Source organism: Cardinium endosymbiont cBtQ1 of Bemisia tabaci (genome assembly GCF_000689375.1).
In the GTDB taxonomy this organism is placed as follows: Bacteria; Bacteroidota; Bacteroidia; order Cytophagales; family Amoebophilaceae; genus Cardinium.
In genome coordinates, this window is sequence record NZ_CBQZ010000001.1 from 424192 (window position 1) to 441943 (window position 17752).

The window sequence follows — 17752 nt, forward strand, 5'->3', positions numbered from 1 at the left end:
GATACCTGATGGTAAAGCATTTATGCTTACCAAAACTATTCTCTATTACCAACCCTTAATTTTTTATAAAAAAACAACATCCTGTAAAAAGGTATGAGCCATCTCTGCATGAAGTGTAGTAAGGATTTTATCCTTATTAAGCTTTAGCTCATGGCGCAAAGGCGCAGAAGTTATTTTTAAAAATACCTTATTGTGATGTACATAGAGCTTTTCTGTCCGATTACAAACCACTTTAGGCATGGTTTTATGCCATGCGGTACGTACCATAGCTGCCGTCAATTGTTTTTGAAAAGGAGAAGTTTCAAGAAACCTATCCACCAATTCTTTAAGGCTTTTGGCCTGTTGCAAACCATTCATGATGAATTATATTTTTAAAATTTATTTCTAAAGATCAACAGAAAATCATACAAAGTGGCTCTAAAAATGGTTGTTTAGCAACTTGCTATGATATGCCATTTTTCTTTGAATATAGATCTAGATTGTAATATTCCACTGGAACCTTAGAGGGCCTAATAAAACGCAGCCATAATATCCGTCCCTTTTCTAGGGGTTCTGGCTGTCGCATACGATTTTTTTCCAAAAGAGCAGATTGCTTTATACCATAGCGTTGTGCAATAGACCATATATCTTCCCCAGATGCTACCACATGATAATGTATACCTGCTTTACTACCTTTTGGGCTAAAATAATATATATGGCCTGGAATCAGTTGGTCTATTTTTTTAATTTCATTTATAAGAAGAAATTTATCTATAGAGATGTTTACCAACTGCGCTAAATAGGCAACGGTATCTCCTTTTTGGGCCACAATAGCCCGTCTTCCATTGGCTTTAATCAATCTACTAGAGCGGCTATCCTTTAAAGCACTCACCTCCGGAAAGATTTTAGCAGACTGTAAGTACTTTGCATAATCTATACGATGCGATTGGCCCTGTCTAGATCGCCTATTTGAAACTACTTTTTTATCCTTAGGCAATACACTGTTTACTGGCTTGGGTAACTCTAAAACAGAACGCATAGAGGCATCCGTATATAACAATGGTACCAATAAAGCACATTTTGTATGACCTGGTACCACAGAAGTCCTAAGCCACTGATTATGTTTTGATAACAACTTTTCTTCGATCTTGAAATGGGCAGCAAGATCTTTTAAATTTTGACCATGATGGCCTTGATTATAGACACATAGCTTATATGTGGAATGTTTTTTTTTTCCAGCTATCTTTCCAAATGCAATCTTAGTAGCTACAACTGCAATGATATACCCATCTGTTTTATCATTCAATCGTACTACCGTGGCCCCACGGTATTCCTTAGGAAACAGTTTTATTGCCCCTGTCCTACCCCTATTATAAGCCAATAATGCCCCCAACCAACTATCAAAATATTGGCAATGACTCTTTAAAAAACGGGCTGCTGCCTTGGTAGATTGAATCAAATGCATTCTTTCATCTACAGGATGATCAATCATTAATTTTAAGTCTAGAGCAGCTACTTTATGTATTTGCCAAAAACCTACATCATGGGTATGACTCACTGCATCTCCTATCAGCATACTTTCATGTAAAGCCTGAAACTTAAAATCATCTGGAACATTTTCTTCCGCTAAAGTCTTTTCTATAAGTGGGAAAAAAAGATGGGTTCTATCTAATATTTCACTAAAAATCTTCCTTGGTCTTGTTAACTGATTGACTTTTTCTTGTATACGATTACGGGCACCATCTGTAAATTTTAAATGTATACCGGCAAACTTCATTGCCTTTGGCACCACAATCGGCTCCAATGCATCAACAGACCATCCACTTAATAGCACCAAAGCGATTGCCATAACAAACCAACGCATAGATCAAATTATTTTTAAAATTGGTGCCACAGCACTAGTACTATAGCGACAAAAAAATAGCTGGGATTTTTAGCTCTTATTTTTATAGTGGGCCCAAAAAGAAAGAAACAAAATTAATAAATTTTTTAGTCCACTACTATATTATATATAATATATTCCTTAATATTGAGTCGGTATAAAGTTCTAGTTAACAAGGTAAGTAACAATTACAAGAGTATAACATAACAGATCACTATACTAAATGCATAGTATAGACGTATATAAGCTTCATATAGCAATTAAACAGAGTAATGTAGCAGCATATAAAGGTGATAATAAGAATAGTTAAACCATACTAGCCAATAAAGGTATCCTGGTTAATGAAAAAGATCATAATGGCAATACGCTGTTACATCGCGCAACATTAAATCGTAATCTAAAAGTGGTAAAAGCGTTACTGTCTGTTGATAGGTATTAAGGTGAATCTAAAAAACCATAATGGGAAAACAGCTATTGATTTAGCTAGGGAAAATAACCACTTAGGATGCGTTGCGATTATAGAAAAGACGCTAAAAAGAATAGATAAGTAGGTTACAATCAAATTTTCACTTCTACAATGGCAGATCGACGGAAGCTACTTTTATCCAAAGAACAACTATGTATAGGAGTAGCAAATCTCTTGATCCATTTTGATAATGCGTTATATGGTTACTTAGTACCGATTATGGCACCTCTTTTTTTCCCCAAAAAAGAGCTATTGGTCCAGTTAATATGGGGCTATAGCCCTTTTGTTATTTCCTTTGTCGCCAAGCCTTTTGGTCTTCTCTTTTTTAGCAACATGGCCCATCACAAAAAAGAAATGGTTGTATTGCGTTATACCCTTTTGGGTATAGGGATCAGTTTAATGGGAATAGGTTGTTTGCCCACCTATAAAGGGGGACCCCTATGGACTATTGTATTATTATGGTTCGCTAGGGCTTGCGCAGAATTATGTGCAGCTGGCGCATATAATATTTCCAAAATCTATCTAATTAAAGGTGTAACCCTGCAACAGGCTAAAAAGCTAGCACCATTTTATGAAGTTGCTTCAATGATGGGTATTTCATTAGCTGGTGCCGTAGGCGTCTGTTTTGGATGGATCGATGATCCTCTTCCATATTGGCGTTTGCCCTTTTTAATAGCTGCTCTATTTACATTATGCAATATTCTTTTTTTTAGTAAAAAATCAACAGAAAAGAGAGAAAAATGCAACTTTATGGCGCCAAAAGTATGCTCCTATCTACCACTTTGGAAAGCACGTAAAGCCATTATGCGCATCGCTATAGTGGCTGGCTTTGGTTACGTGGTCTATACGATTCCCTTTCTTTTTATGAGTAGTTTTGTACCTATGGTTACTAGAGTTACCTATGGAACTATGATGGAATATCTCCCCATCTTTATGGTATTGGATATCTTGCTCATGAGCTGGATCGGTAAAGTTGGTCAAAAATATGACCACAATAATCTTATGGGAGTAGCCAGTGGACTAATCGCTTTATCGATTATTCCCCTTTTTGCAGGATTACAAAACGCTTCTATATTTTATATAACAGTAGTACGCTGTTGGCTCATTTTTTTAGGGGTTATTTTTAGCTGTTTTTTGACCATTTGGTCAAAAGAACAAGTAGCTATAGAAACACCTTATATTACCATAGGATTGGCTACCGTATTGGGTACCAGTTTATTTGGAAAATCTACTACTGCCATTTGTTTCTATCTTTTTTATAGATATGATAGCCCTATAGCCCCTGCCTGTTATGTAGCTTTCTTGGCTTTTCTGGCTACACTGGTTATGGCTGACTCTGCATCAGAATAAGATTGGTGGTATAGTGGACTGAAAAATTAGGACAAAAAAACTAGATTTGTTGCTCGATAGTATGTTTTCATCAAATTAATATAAATAGATCTAAATGGTTACATTACTAAGTATAATGATCAAAAACCTATGCAGGTCTATCTTAGGTATTTAAAAACGTAATAACCATCTATAACAACGGTCTCCTAATGACTCAAACCCATACCAACCACTTAATCGTTATAGTAGGCCCAACTGCTATAGGCAAGACCGCACTATCCATTCAACTGGCTGAAGCGCTGCAAACAGAGATTATATCTGTTGATGCCAGACAATTTTATCGTGACATGGTGATTGGTACGGCACAGCCTACCCAAGCAGAAATGAGGGGCATTCCACACCATTTTTTATCTTTTTTACCCATTCAAGCCAATTATACAGCTGGGCAATTTGCCCAAGAAGCATTACAAACCCTCGATAACCTTTTTATAGATCAAGATGTTGTAATAGCAACAGGTGGCTCTGGACTCTACCTAAAAGCGCTTTGTGAAGGACTAGCGGAAATACCTATCCTGCCATCCAGTCTACGTACCAATTTAAACAATGCCTTAGCAGAAAAAGGACTTTCCTACCTGACCCAACTACTGGCGGAAAAAGATCCCATATACCATGACACAGTAGATCTTAAAAATCCCCAAAGAGTCATCAGAGCATTAGAAGTTTGCTTGGGTACAGGCATACCTTACTCAACCTTACGCAAACAACAGACACAAGCAACAAGAAAATTTAATATTATAATGATAGGTCTAACCCAATCAAAAGCATTACTACATGAACGGATCAGCTTACGTGTAGATGCTATGATGGAACAAGGATTGCTCCAAGAAGTTGAAAAACTATATCCTTACAAAGGAACCAATGCCTTGCAAACATTAGGCTATAAAGAATTATTCAACTATATGGAAGGCCAATCGAGCTTAGCAGAAGCCATAGACCAGATTAAAATAAATACGAAAAAATATGCAAAAAAACAGATGACTTGGTTTAAAAAAGACAAGAATATAAGCTGGTTTACACCCTATGACTTATCTAACTTACAAGCCCATATTGCTTCAATCATAGACTACTATAATACTAAACAATGATTGTTGGACAAAGTATTATAGATATGTTATTTGCTTAATATATTATTTTATACTAAATTTCAAAAAGTTGCTTATTTATTCTATGCCATAGAGTAAAAACAGGTAAAAAAAATGCCTTTCACCTTCCATATTATTTATGCCAGATCAAAAAGAATTTCAAAAATTTGCAGTTAAAAATGGCTATGCAACTGGTTCACAAATATATAATTACGTATCAGATATAGAAAACATGACGCGGTCTGTTATTGAGCAGCGTCCCGGTCACTTTAGAGAAGTAGATGTTTTCTCTAGATTGATTATGGACAGAATTATTTTTCTTGGTACACAAGTAGATGATAATATTGCCAATGTCATTATTGCACAATTACTCTTTTTACAATCGGTCGATACAAAAAAAGACATCTTGCTTTATATCAACAGTCCAGGCGGTTCCGTATACCCAGGCTTAGGTATTTACGATACCATGCAATATATTTCGCCTGACGTAGCGACCATCTGCACAGGCCTTGCTGCTTCTATGGCTGCAGTATTATTGACGGGAGGTGCTAAAAACAAACGGTCTGCTCTGCCACATGCTAGGGTTATGATTCACCAGCCTCTAGGAGGCTCTAAAGGCACAGCTGCTGATATGGAAATTACCATGCAGCAAATGATTGAAATTAAAAAAGATATTTATAACATTCTCTCCACCCATACAGGCCAAGATTATGCTTCTGTAGAGCGTGATTCAGATAGAGACTACTGGATGCGTGCAAGTCAGGCTAAAGCATATGGAATTATTGATTTCGTATTAGAGCAAGAGAAAAAAAATTAATCATATAATTACTACTACTATGAAAACCCATTGTTCTTTTTGTAAAAAAGCTAGTGAGATAGTCAGTATGATGGTAACCGGTCCAGAAGGACGCATTTGTGACCAATGTGTGACACAAGCTGCACAGATTATTCAACTTCAAAAAGAAGATAATATCATAAATGACATCAAACCAGTAAATCTATTACGACCGCAAGAAATTAAAGCCTATTTAGATGAATATGTAATTGGACAAGAAGAAGCTAAAAAAGCATTGTCTATTGCTGTTTATAACCATTATAAGCGTTTATCTCACCCAGCAAATATAGAAGATGATGTAGTCATTGAAAAATCCAATATATTATTGGTTGGAGAAACTGGAACAGGTAAAACCTATTTGGTCCGTACTTTGGCACAAATGCTGGAAGTACCTTTTTGTATTGTAGATGCAACCGTCTTGACAGAAGCAGGTTATGTAGGAGAAGATGTAGAAAGCATCATTAGTCGTTTATTGCATGCGGCTAATTATGAGGTAACGGCAGCTGAAAGAGGGATTGTATATGTAGATGAAATTGATAAAATTGCACGTAAAGGGGACAATCCATCCATCACCCGCGATGTAAGTGGTGAAGGGGTTCAACAATCTTTACTGAAGTTATTAGAGGGTTCAATTGTAAATGCACCGCCCCATGGTGGAAGGAAACATCCAGATCAGAAGCTAACAGCTGTCAATACAGAAAAGATTTTATTTATTTGTGGAGGGGCTTTTGACGGTATTGCTAGAACCATTAGCAATCGCATTAACTTTAATAGCATAGGATTCGAGTTTTGTGCAAAACGTACACCCAAAGTAGATGATAAGGATATACTTAAATATGTTTCTTCATCAGATATAAAGGGATATGGTTTGATTCCTGAACTAGTAGGTCGTCTTCCAATTGTAAGAGGGTTTGAACCACTTACTAAATCTGACCTTCGCCGTATTCTCACAGAACCTAAAAATGCTTTGGTAAAGCAGTATACTAAATTGTTCGCAATAGATGGAATCGCCCTAACTTTTACAGAAGAAACACTTGATTTGATTGCTGAACAAGCTATATCATTAAAGTTGGGAGCTAGGGGACTGCGTTCTATTTGTGAAAGCATTATGAGTGAAGTAATGTACACCGCTCCATCCCTAAAAGACCAACAAAAATTAGTTATTGATAAAGCCTATGCACTGGAACAACTGGGTAGAACCCAAATAGAATTACTTAAGCAAATAGAAAAAAACAGCCAAGCATCTGAGCTAAAAAAAATGGCGTAACTGCTATAAAAATGGCCAGCAAATGGTTGTATGAACTAAGCCTATTCAGGAAAATAAAACAGATAGTTGTAAAAAAATTACTGACCAAGGTACACCGACTTCTAAATTCGCACAAAGTAATATTACCCATTGATTCTAATTTTATCTTCTTGTGCAGAATTCTTTGTTAACCCCGATCAAAGTAGCTATATTTTTTGGAGGGCCATCTAGAGAACGTGAAATTTCCTTTGCAGGGGGGCGTACCGTTTATGACCATTTAGATCGAAAAAAATTTGAGCCACTCCCTATATTTGTAGATAGTTTAGGGAACTTTATTCTGCTTCATAAGCAATACCTCTACCAGGGTACCATTCGGGAATTTTATCCATCTGCTATTATAGCCAACTTTTGGGGGATTCCCCTTTACATAGAATCATTGCCTACTACCGAAAACCATAGGCGATATATAGAAAAGATAGGGAAAAAAATAGATCCCACTGATTTTTCCAAATATTTTGATATAGCTTTTCTCTGCTTACATGGTCCTTATGGAGAAGATGGAACCATACAAGGACTATTAAGATGGTATCAAATTCCCTATACAGGATCTGATATCCTACCAGCTGCACTAGCCATGAACAAAATATTTCAACAAAAGCTTTTACAGCAATCAGGTTTTGTACTACCCCGTTCTGTCATTTTAACCCAAAAAGAATGGCTTGGTACAGATGACAAAAAAAAGCTATTTGATCAAATAACGGCTGCCCTTGGCTTACCTTTCGTGGTGAAAAGCAGTAGACAAGGCTCCTCTATAGGCGTTACCATTGTGGAGCACTCTGTACTTGATTCCTTTATCCATGCCGTGCATAAGGCATTTTTTATCGAAGCAATAAGCTATGATCAATGGAAAAATTATAGACGAAAAGAGATAAAAAATTGGTTGATTAGCCTTATAGATGTACGCGAAGGCATAGGATTTCCCTTATGGATCGCTGACCAAATGTTCTATACGCCTCATACCTTACTAAACTACCTAGAACTTTATTTTCAAAAGAAACAGCCGCCTATTGTATTAATGAGTACACAAGCAGAAACGTCCATAATAATTGAAGCCTTTATTCAAGGAAGAGAATTTTCTTGCATGGTACTAGAAGCAGAAAAAGGAAATCCGATTGCGCTCCCCCCAACTGAAATGATCAAGGGAAAGGTCCATTTTGATTATAGAGCAAAATATTTGCCCGGTATAGTACGGAAACAAACTCCTATGGTCTTATCTACTTCCTTACTGAAGCGCATCCGAAAACAGGCTGTTGACTTATTTCAACTGCTAGATTGTCAAGTATATGCCCGTATAGATGGCTTTATCACCGATGATAATGAAATTATACTAAATGATCCCAATACTACGGCCGGTATGCATCCCGCTTCCTTTTTATTCCATCAAGCAGCAGAAATTGGCCTCCACCCTACTCAACTGCTTACTTTTATTATCCAACGTTCACTTGAAGTAAGAAAAGATCAAGGATACCTTATTGCTGACACCCTTTTGAAAAGGATTGAAACCAAAAAATGACGGTTCCAAATGTTATTTTTCTAAAGACAAGCGATATAAATGCCTTCTAAGCTACCACTAAGGAGTTGCTGCTTACCTATTAACCTGAACTCTGGATTAGATTTTCATATTTGCGTATAAAGAAGCTCCTTTGAGTTTTAAATTTAGGTAATTGAAAATTACCTCTAAAAACTAAAGGAGCCGCTTATGAATGTAGACAAATTAGTAGAAATATATTATATGGTAGATGAGTTTTTAATAAAATTTATGCCTTATATGGAGAAAAAGCTGTTAACAGAGCCCACAAGAAAACCCACTAGAACTTGTTCTCTTAACTTAAGCGAAATAATGACTATACTAATTGCTTTTCATCTAATAGGTTTTAGAAATTTTAAGTTGTATTATCTTCATTTAGAGCAATTTCACTCAAGTGAGTTTAGAACATTAGTGAGCTATAATAGATTCATATCACTAGTAAAAAGAACGTTAGTTCCTATGTATTTCTTTACGCATAGTCTTTCTAAGACAAGAACAGGTTGTTATTTTATAGATTCAACAGCCATTAAAGTTTGTAAGGTACAAAGGGCTTGTTCTAACAAAGTATTTAAATCAATAGCTACTAAAGGTAAAACAACGACTGGCTGGTTTTTTGGGTTCAAGTTACATTTGATTGTAAATGATTTAGGTGAAATTATGAATTTTACACTTACCCCAGGTAGGGTCAAGGATAGATTCCCTGCAAAAAGTTTATGCAAAAATTTAATCGGTAAAGTATTCTCGGATAAAGGCTATATCAGCAAAGAATTATTTGAAAAACTTATGGAAAAAGGAATAGAGCTCATTACCCATATCAAGAAAAATATGAAAAATGCTTTTATGACATTATGGGATAAATTAATGCTTCGAAAGAGATCCATCATTGAAACCATCATCGATCAGCTTAAAAATATTAGCCAAATAGAACACTCTAGACACAGAAGCATACCTAATTTTATTGTCAATTTAATAGCTGGTATTACAGCTTATGGGCTAAAAGAGAAAAAACCGGCTATAGCTAATATATATACAACTGGTTTACAATAATTCTAATCCAGAGTTCAGGTTATTAAGGTCTTAAATTAACCAGGTATAAAAACTATTTTTTTCTATTATGCACAACCGACATGGCAAGTGTTAATAAAGTAATTATTTTGGGTAACCTAGGTAAAGCGCCAGAAGTACGCCACTTAGAAAATGGGCGCATGCGGGTACAACTTACTGTAGCAACGCATGATAGCTACAAAACAAAAGAAGGTCAAAAAATAAATCATACCGATTGGCATGAAATAGTACTTTGGACCCCTCATGCAGAAGTAGCAGCTCAATATTTAACCAAAGGTCAACAGGTATATATAGAAGGAAAATTAATACACAGGTGCTATACAGATAAGGATGGTACGCAAAAATATATTGTACAAATTGTGGGTCAACAATTGGTATTATTAGGTGGTATAAAAGCTAAAAACCAAGGGGTCCATGTTATCAATCATGTGCCACAAAATAAACTAGAAGACCATGATGATATGGGGGAACTGCCACTATAGAATAACTGAGAGCCTGTAAATGATTTTGTGTAAGTGCCGTTTTTAGTAGAATCGTTCATCAAATTCTATAGCGAATCGATTCATAGCCGCTCTCCAATCATGTAAAGCCATAGTCCACTTTTGTGATGCCTTTTGTATGGCTAAATATACTACTTTTAATGCAGATTGGTCATTAGGAAAAATCTTACGGTTATTGATTGATTTTCTAATAACGTCAGTTTCGGATTAGACTTATTGTAAACCAGTTGTATATATATTAGCTATAGCCGGTTTTTTCTCTTTTAGTGAATAAGCTGTAATACCAGCTATTAAATTGACAATAAAATTAGGTATACTTCTATGCCTGGAGTGTTCTATCTGACTAATATTTTTAAGCTGATCGATAATGGTTTCAATGATAGATCTCTTTCGAAGCATTAGCCTATCCCAGATAGGCATGAAAGCATTTTTCATATTTTTTCTGATTTGAGTAATCAGTTCTATGCCTTTTCCCATAAGTTTTTCAAATAATTCTTTACTCAAGTAGCCTTTATCAGCAAATACTTTTCCGATCAAATTTTTACATAAGTTTTCTACTGGCCATCTATCATTGGACTTACCTGTAGTAAGAGAAAAATTCATAATTTCTCCTAAATCATTGATAATCAAGTTTAATTTGATTCCGTAAAACCATCCAGTAGTAGTTTTACCTTTACTAGCAATTGTCTTAAATACTTTATGAGCATAAGCTCTTTTTATATTACAAACCTTTATAGCGGTTGAATCCATAAAATAACAGCCTGTTCTCGTTTTAGAAAGACTTTGAGAAAAAAAGTAAAATGGAACTACTGTTCTTTGAACTAGGGATATAAATCTACTATAGCTTACTAACTTGCAAAAGTCATTAGAATGAAATTGTTGTAAATGAATATAATACAACTTAAAATTTCTAAAGCCAATTACATGAAAAGCAATTAATATTGTCATTATTTCGCTCAAAGTCAGTGAACATGTTCTAGTAGGTTTTCTATCTGAAGTAGGTAACAAATGTGATTCCATATAAGGCATAAATTTTATAAGAAATTCATCAACAGCGTAATATATTTCAACTAATTTTGATACATTCATATCCGGCTCCTTTGGTTTTTATGATTATTTTTCAATCCCACAAATTTAAAACACAAAGGAGCTTTTTATACTCTTTTCTTAATTTCTAATCCAAAACTGACGTTAATAACACTATTGAGTGATTCTATGGCATTAGTCGTATAAATGATTTTTCGTATTTCGTCAGGATAGTCAAAAATAGTTATAATGTTACTCCAATTTTTATGCCATGCACGACTAATTGCTGGATATTTTTTATCCCATTTGTCACTAAAAATAAGAAGTGCTTCTTCGGCTTGATCAAGAGAAATAGCGCGATAAATAACTTTAAGATCCGATGCAACGGACTTCATGTCCTTATAGGGTACATAGCGTAACGAATTATGAATAAGTAGAGTAAGGAAGAGGCGCCTAGTTTCCCGGTTTCCCCTACCTCCTCATCAAACCGTACGTGAAGTTTTCCTTCATACGGCTTTCCGATGATCAACGCGAATGTCAACATACACGCAGCATGCGAAGCCTTACCAACTATAGCTAAGATGACCACTGACTTTGTATAGTCCTTGGGTATGTAGCTCATTGGTTGATAGCCATTCATACTTTCTTTTCTTTGCCATATGTTTGACTCGGTTCCAGAGATTTAGCTTTCTAACAACATATCGGTCTATCTTTCTAAATTGTATTGCGCTATTAAGCCAATTATAATAATTAGCCCATCCTCGCAATATTGGATTTAGGTAGTTGATTTTATGAGCCAGGGATGGTTGATAGTCTCTACCAATTTCTTTTCTGATCTTATTTCTTAATGCTGACATGGATTTTCTTGTAGGAAAACCGTAACAAAATTGTTTATCAGAAGACCTTCTGCTTTTGTTCAATACCATCCTTACGCCTAAAAAATTAAACCCTTTTTCAGCTTCCGTAATTTCTGTCTTTTCTTCTGAAAGAGTTAATCGTAATTTACTTAGCATTTGCTTTAATGATTCCATATACGGAAATGGGTCTTTATCTCTGATCAGAATTATAAAATCATCACAGTACCTCACTATTTGAGTATCCCATTCATTATGTTGCTGACGCCAGTATTTATCTAGACTATGTAGGTATATATTAGCAAGTAGCGGTGATATAACTGATCCTTGTGGGGTACCTTTATCAGATAAAGAAGTTTTATCTTGCTTGAATACAGAATGAACGAGCCATCCTTTAATGATTCTTATAATCCACTTATCTCTAATTCTGCGTTGTATTAACTTCAATAGAATTTCGTGATTGATAGTGTCAAAATAAGACGATATATCAGCGTCTATTACTGTCCTATATCCATAGGTTACCCACTTCCTTACTGCTTTTATAGCATCTTGACAATTGCGTTTTGGCCTAAATCCATAAGATCCTTCTAGAAAGTTAGATTCGAATATTGGTTCTATTATCAAATTGACCGCTCCTTGTATTACTCTATCTTTTACAATAGGTATACCAAGTGGTCTAAGTTTACCATTGCTTTTTCGGATATATACTCGTTTCACTGAGCTAGGTTTATATTGCTTACTAAGAAGTTCTTTTTGAATCTCTTGTAAGAATTTTATTACACCATATTCCTTGATTGCAAGTATAGTCCTGCCATCCACCCCAGGAGCACCTTTATTCTTTTGTACCCGAAGCCATGAAACCCATAATACTTCTATTTCACAAACCTTATCATATAGAATGCCAAATGTTCTCTTTTGATCCTTCTTGGCTGCTTGATGTAATTTATTTTGTAGTACCCGAACTTTTTCTAGGGCGCTTTGAGCAAAGGTTTTATCCTCTGCAGTCACCAATTCCTCCATACTTAATAAATTTTGATCAAAGTAGGGGCCCTTCCTTCCTGTAAGGTTATGTTGTCCTTACTATCATCAGTATTATGGCCCCCTCCGACTTCCTTAAATGCAGTACTTAGTATTTCATATTTTTTTACCTTATAACCAGTACATTATAAATATTACAATCCATGTGCACCTAAGGATCTCCCAAGTTACTGCACAAACATTCTCAATATGTCGCCGTTTTGACGCGGAGAAGTAGACTAGTGGTATCACCTTTATTTCCACTAATCTTGCTGCCTTTACCCGTACATCAGAGGCGATCAGCACTTCTTTCTTCTAGCTCTCCCACTAATACCTGCTAGATATGTAATTACGACGCTACTAATTACGTTCATTTTCATTACGACCTATTGATTTGCCCGCTGACCCAAAGTGGGTGTTGGTCATGCATTGTCAGACATGCTTCATACCAGCAGCTTACGCCGCTAGCATCTGTCTCAGGCTATCCAACTTAAAGGTTTTATTGGTAGGAGAACCTTTCATCTCCTTTGTCTGTGCCATACTTGGCACGCGATGAACAATACATAACTGAATTTTCGTTTTTGGAAATACTGTATTAATAGCATCTGGAAATCCTGTTAATCCATCAACACAAGCAATAAAAATATCCTTAATACCACGATTATTTAATTCAGTTAATACTGAAAGCCAAAATTTTGCACCTTCGGTTTCTGCTATCCATAAGCCAAGTAATTCCTTTTGTCCTTGACAATTAATGGCTAATGCCAAATAAATTGATTTATTGATTACCCGTTTATCTTCATGACACTTGATAACAATACAATCTAAATATAGTATGGGATATACTTTTTCTAATGGACGATTCTGCCAAATAGTAATCTCTTCAATAACAGATTCAGTTACTTTAAAAATTAAGCTGTGTGATACCTCTGTACCGTATAGATCTTTGAACGTATCTGAAATATCTCGGGTGGTCATCCCTCTGGCATAAAGAGCCAGAATTTGTTCATCAAATTCTAGCAACCGAGTTTGACCTTTCAGAATAATTTGAGGATCAAATGTGCTGTTGCGGTCACGGGGCGTATTAATTTCCATTTCGCCAAAATCACCCTTTAACCGCTTAGGAGAGTAACCGTTACGGCTATTTCCTGTGTTCCTGCCTTCTACAGAATGATTTTCATACCCAAGATGAGATTCTAGTTCTGCATCCATAGCACGTTCTACCGTGAGTTTTAATAGTTGCTTACTCAGAACAGCTAAATCTTTTTCACTCTTAATAGACTTCGATAATTCATTTAGTAGGTTTGGATCTATATGTATTTGTTGTGCTTCCATTGCTTATGACTCATTTATTAATACCGTTTTAACGCGGTATATTAATTAATAATAAATAAGCATTTACACAATTTTATTTACAAACTCTAATTTCAGCCTTAGTCTCTCGCAGAACCGTACGTGATAGTCTCCCATCATACGGCTCCCACTTAAACAACCATATCTACCATCCCAATCTCCCAGTGAGCAAACAACTTTGGTTGACTTTTGCTAAAACTTTTCATAAAACTCACAGCTTTTCTTTTGCTCGACTTGCATTAGTTGACATTTAATCTGAGAATTATATGGATCTTCGTCGTTTGTAGTTGATTTTATATAGGTTTCTCCATAGTTTCAAGTTTTGAGTATTGTTCCTATTTTCTTCCATGTCTAAAACCTTTATGTCTTAATTATTTGATCTATAACTTTTTAAGGTCTTGACACAGTTCATTGAACGCTTCCGAGAACTGGCATTTCGATAATTACCAGGTATCTTTAAGCGAATATTGGGCTTTTTAACCCCTTTAAAATCGAGTTTATGTAAAATTACCCTGCCTTTATTGGTCTGTTTCTTATCTTTTAATGAAAAGTCTATTTTAATCCCAGATAAAAAAGTTTTATTCTTGATTACTTTATACTGATATAAAACCCTAAACCAATGTCCCTTTTGTCTATCAACTAATTCAATGCCTATAACCCTACTGGTAAATGGATCATAAATATAGGCTAAAGGAGCAGGTAATACATTTGGTATAGATATTTTATGGTCAAGAGATCTACCAAGTGTACCTAAAAGCAATGACTGAATAAATGAATAATTACAATAGAAATCATATGACTGATTGTTATAATCCCATTGGTAGACTAGACGACGCAAGCGATCGACAAGGGTGACACCTTTTTTATCGATAAGGCCACGCATGACCTCTATGCCCAAGGGACCCTTTACAATAAAATGAATTTGTCGATCATAGGCTACAGAGCAAACCATACGTCCACGAAAGGAATGGCCTGGATTGATAAAATGCAAAACAGCCTGTATAGAAAAATAAGGAGGAAAAGTAGGAAATAAATTAGCTGCATCAAGTGATTGGTCACTGAATTGTTGCATACTACATCCAACAAACAAATAGAATACAGCCAAGAAAATATAGAGAAAAGCGGACTGTAGACACTTTTTAGTGTATAATAGGGCCATAACACTCTCTATAATTGATTGGATCAATATAGGCCATAAAACGTCGCCAAAATAGTACCGCTAGTTACTCATGAATATAGTGGAAGGAAAGAGCACCTTCTAAAAATTCTGAAGTAGCCTCTATCACAGGCTTAGGAAGCTTTTCATAATGCTGGGTAATCTCATATTGTCGCTGGGCATCTATGCTATCTTTTTCCTCTGCAATAGACATAAACTCTTCTAATTTAAGGTCCAATTCACTCTTCCTATTCATAGCAATCTGCTTGGCACGCTTTGTAATGATAACGGTACTTTCATAAATATTGTCCGTAGGGGCAATTAACTTATGGATGTCTTTAGGCGTTACATATACTTTTTTATTTAAGCTCATAGTGGTCAATATAGTTGGTTAAAAACAAATTTTTTATTCATTAAAATTCTGCTTTCTGCATTATCTTTTTTGTCATTTAGATAGGCACGGCTGCACAAAGGAATAACTTCATAATTGGTTACTCGTTTACTAGATTAAATGATTGTTGCATAGCTAGTTGCGCATAACATTTTTCTAGGAGTCGAAGTACCTGCTCCTTATAAGAACTATCTGGATAGACCTGCTGAAAGTTTTTAAGCGCTACAATAGCTGCATTATAGTAGCGCAACTGGGCATATAGTGCAGCAGCTTGGAAACTTTTTTTCATAAGACGAGCTTGCAAAGTTTGCAACATATCAAAAGCCTTGCTTCGATAAAGGCCAGTTGGATAAACTGCTAAATAGTGGTCTAAAGAACGTATGGCATCATAAGTAACGGTTTGGTCTAGACGTATATCTACATCTTCACAAGCCAAACTATACCCTTTCATAAAAAGCGCTTCTTCTACCTGTGGAAAAGTAGGATACTGCTTTACAAACAAATGAAACTGATTGGAACTAACCAGATATTTCTTTGTATAAAAATTACCATAGGCCTGATACCATTCAAATTTTGAGCGGTCTCTTCTATTTTTTAACATAGGTAAGAGCAATTCGATCTGCGCATTGGCTTTAGCATAACGCTTTCGCTCATAAAGCCGAACTATTTGTTCTTTTTTTTGCTCAATTAAAGATTGGGCTTTATGCACTTGATCACTAGCAAATAAGTAAAAATTATTTCCTATATAAATAAAAAGTAATACAACCAGGCGATTAAATCTATACCGAAAACATAGATAATTTATATAATTTTTCATAATAAATGGCAAATGGTATAAAACTATAGCTAGTGCTATTAACAATAAACGGTAATCTCACTAATCGCTAATTGTTCTAATCTTATTATCTATTTGTTAGATGCATAACAGTTAATAGGTACAAATCTACTAAACTATACTTAGATATTAATTACTTTATAGCAATAAAATCTGGTTCTATTGGATTTTTTTAAATAGATCCACTATAGATTTAATAAATACTACGGAGCAATTCTATTTCTTTTGTCCACATGGTTGCACCATTAGGGGTTTCCAAATATTTGGGAATGGTGTGAAGTTTTGGATGACGCATCATGGCTTTGAAACCATCCATGCCTATTGCCCCATTTCCTAATTTAGCGTGCCGATCGGTCTAAGTAGGAGCAAACAGCCAAGTATTCTAGTTTACATAGAACAAAACTTAAAAAATATTTACATACTTAAAACAAAAGATCCAAAATTATTTAGCAGTGGCTTACTGGTACATGCGCTTATGAAGCGAAAATATTTCATAGGATAAATCTGATATATTAAAGGATGTATAGGCTACTTTTTGCTTGATCAAAAAAGCGTATATTAGGCTTTTTATAGTAAATTGATCTATTATAGCTCTGTACGAAATACATTTTTGCTTATTTGTAAGGTCAACCAATGGAATTTTATACATTTTTATCTAAAGAAGGAGTCATTAAGTTTTTTACGATTTTAATCTTTTGGGGGATCCGATGGTTCTATGGCCATCAAAAGGATTCCGATTATGCAACCTCCCATAAAAAAAAAGATAATAATGAAGATGATTATAATAAAGAGCATAAAGAGGATGATTATGATGAAAAAGATGCAAAGCAGGAAATAAATCATCAACCTTGTTCTACTATGGGCAGACCAGTGGCGCCCAGAAAAGCTCAAATGGCACCTTTGCCTCAAGAAGTAGCCCCTCATCCTAGATCATCCACGCCCACTTCCAGGGTAGATCGAAAAGCCCACTTGATCGGCAAACGAAAATTATTTAGAAGTGCATTACTGATGCATGAACTCATGAAACGAAAAAACCATATAATATGACCCTATCTATAGCAGATTGGACAAAGCCATTTTTATACTCC

General features: G+C 35.3%; 18 protein-coding genes and 2 pseudogenes. 9 read left to right on the top strand and 11 right to left on the bottom strand.

What is annotated here, in order from left to right:
• Positions 1–63 precede the first annotated feature (63 nt).
• Together CHV_RS01905 and CHV_RS01910 are read right to left on the bottom strand one after the other, a co-directional pair.
• Positions 64–357, bottom strand: coding sequence for a DciA family protein (locus tag CHV_RS01905; RefSeq protein ID WP_051602153.1), 294 nt, complete (start codon positions 355–357; stop codon positions 64–66).
• A gap of 85 nt (positions 358–442) precedes the next feature.
• The gene (locus CHV_RS01910) at positions 443–1828 is read right to left on the bottom strand and encodes a transglycosylase SLT domain-containing protein (protein ID WP_165393812.1); all 1386 of its coding nucleotides are present in this window, start codon (positions 1826–1828) and stop codon (positions 443–445) included.
• A 346-nt stretch (positions 1829–2174) separates the two neighbouring features.
• On the opposite strand from CHV_RS01910, the gene CHV_RS05850 reads away from it, so the two are divergent.
• From CHV_RS05850 to CHV_RS01945, 8 genes are all read left to right on the top strand, one after another.
• Positions 2175–2300, top strand: a complete 126-nt coding sequence (locus CHV_RS05850; protein WP_084303095.1) for an ankyrin repeat domain-containing protein — start codon at positions 2175–2177, stop codon at positions 2298–2300.
• 138 nt (positions 2301–2438) lie between these two features.
• A complete protein-coding gene (locus tag CHV_RS01915; protein WP_034576753.1) occupies positions 2439–3677 on the top strand; it encodes an MFS transporter in 1239 nt (412 codons plus the stop codon).
• Between the two features lie 188 nt (positions 3678–3865).
• Positions 3866–4801, top strand: coding sequence for a tRNA (adenosine(37)-N6)-dimethylallyltransferase MiaA (gene miaA / locus CHV_RS01920; RefSeq protein ID WP_034576755.1), 936 nt, complete (start codon positions 3866–3868; stop codon positions 4799–4801).
• Positions 4802–4937: 136 nt separating this feature from the next.
• A complete protein-coding gene (locus CHV_RS01925; RefSeq protein WP_034576757.1) occupies positions 4938–5615 on the top strand; it encodes a ClpP family protease in 678 nt (225 codons plus the stop codon).
• Between the two features lie 19 nt (positions 5616–5634).
• Positions 5635–6900: an ATP-dependent Clp protease ATP-binding subunit ClpX gene (gene clpX, locus CHV_RS01930; RefSeq protein WP_034576758.1), complete on the top strand. Its 1266-nt coding sequence runs from the start codon at positions 5635–5637 to the stop codon at positions 6898–6900.
• Between the two features lie 151 nt (positions 6901–7051).
• Positions 7052–8452, top strand: a complete 1401-nt coding sequence (locus tag CHV_RS01935; protein ID WP_034576760.1) for a D-alanine--D-alanine ligase family protein — start codon at positions 7052–7054, stop codon at positions 8450–8452.
• Between the two features lie 186 nt (positions 8453–8638).
• Positions 8639–9514 carry an IS982-like element ISCca1 family transposase gene (locus CHV_RS01940; protein WP_034576762.1) on the top strand — a complete coding sequence of 292 codons (876 nt, stop codon included), beginning with the start codon at positions 8639–8641 and terminating at the stop codon, positions 9512–9514.
• A gap of 80 nt (positions 9515–9594) precedes the next feature.
• Positions 9595–10014, top strand: a complete 420-nt coding sequence (locus CHV_RS01945) for a single-stranded DNA-binding protein (RefSeq protein ID WP_034576765.1) — start codon at positions 9595–9597, stop codon at positions 10012–10014.
• Positions 10015–10056: 42 nt separating this feature from the next.
• On the opposite strand, the pseudogene CHV_RS05735 reads toward CHV_RS01945, so the two are convergent.
• The 9 genes and pseudogenes from CHV_RS05735 to CHV_RS05790 form a co-directional block, all read right to left on the bottom strand.
• Positions 10057–10239, bottom strand: a pseudogene (locus tag CHV_RS05735) (IS256 family transposase); the annotation flags it as partial.
• 6 nt (positions 10240–10245) lie between these two features.
• Complete coding sequence (locus CHV_RS01950) at positions 10246–11121, bottom strand: IS982-like element ISCca4 family transposase (protein WP_034576767.1); 876 nt, start codon at positions 11119–11121, stop codon at positions 10246–10248.
• A 71-nt stretch (positions 11122–11192) separates the two neighbouring features.
• A pseudogene (locus CHV_RS01955) lies at positions 11193–11489 on the bottom strand (transposase); the annotation flags it as partial.
• Between the two features lie 132 nt (positions 11490–11621).
• Positions 11622–12932: a group II intron reverse transcriptase/maturase gene (gene ltrA, locus CHV_RS01960; RefSeq protein WP_051602132.1), complete on the bottom strand. Its 1311-nt coding sequence runs from the start codon at positions 12930–12932 to the stop codon at positions 11622–11624.
• Between the two features lie 453 nt (positions 12933–13385).
• Positions 13386–14264 (bottom strand): IS256 family transposase, encoded by an 879-nt coding sequence (locus tag CHV_RS01965; protein ID WP_051602154.1) that lies wholly within the window; start codon positions 14262–14264, stop codon positions 13386–13388.
• 385 nt (positions 14265–14649) lie between these two features.
• Positions 14650–15354 carry a DUF4292 domain-containing protein gene (locus tag CHV_RS01970; protein WP_165393813.1) on the bottom strand — a complete coding sequence of 235 codons (705 nt, stop codon included), beginning with the start codon at positions 15352–15354 and terminating at the stop codon, positions 14650–14652.
• Positions 15355–15505: 151 nt separating this feature from the next.
• Positions 15506–15811: a DNA-directed RNA polymerase subunit omega gene (locus CHV_RS01975; protein WP_034576771.1), complete on the bottom strand. Its 306-nt coding sequence runs from the start codon at positions 15809–15811 to the stop codon at positions 15506–15508.
• Positions 15812–15929: 118 nt separating this feature from the next.
• Positions 15930–16646, bottom strand: a complete 717-nt coding sequence (locus CHV_RS01980) for an outer membrane protein assembly factor BamD (RefSeq protein WP_034576772.1) — start codon at positions 16644–16646, stop codon at positions 15930–15932.
• Positions 16647–16857: 211 nt separating this feature from the next.
• A complete protein-coding gene (locus tag CHV_RS05790; RefSeq protein WP_255346406.1) occupies positions 16858–16980 on the bottom strand; it encodes a hypothetical protein in 123 nt (40 codons plus the stop codon).
• Between the two features lie 317 nt (positions 16981–17297).
• Here CHV_RS05790 and CHV_RS01985 point away from each other — a divergent pair, with 317 nt between their 5' ends.
• Positions 17298–17711: a hypothetical protein gene (locus CHV_RS01985; protein ID WP_034576774.1), complete on the top strand. Its 414-nt coding sequence runs from the start codon at positions 17298–17300 to the stop codon at positions 17709–17711.
• Positions 17712–17752: the final 41 nt, after the last annotated feature.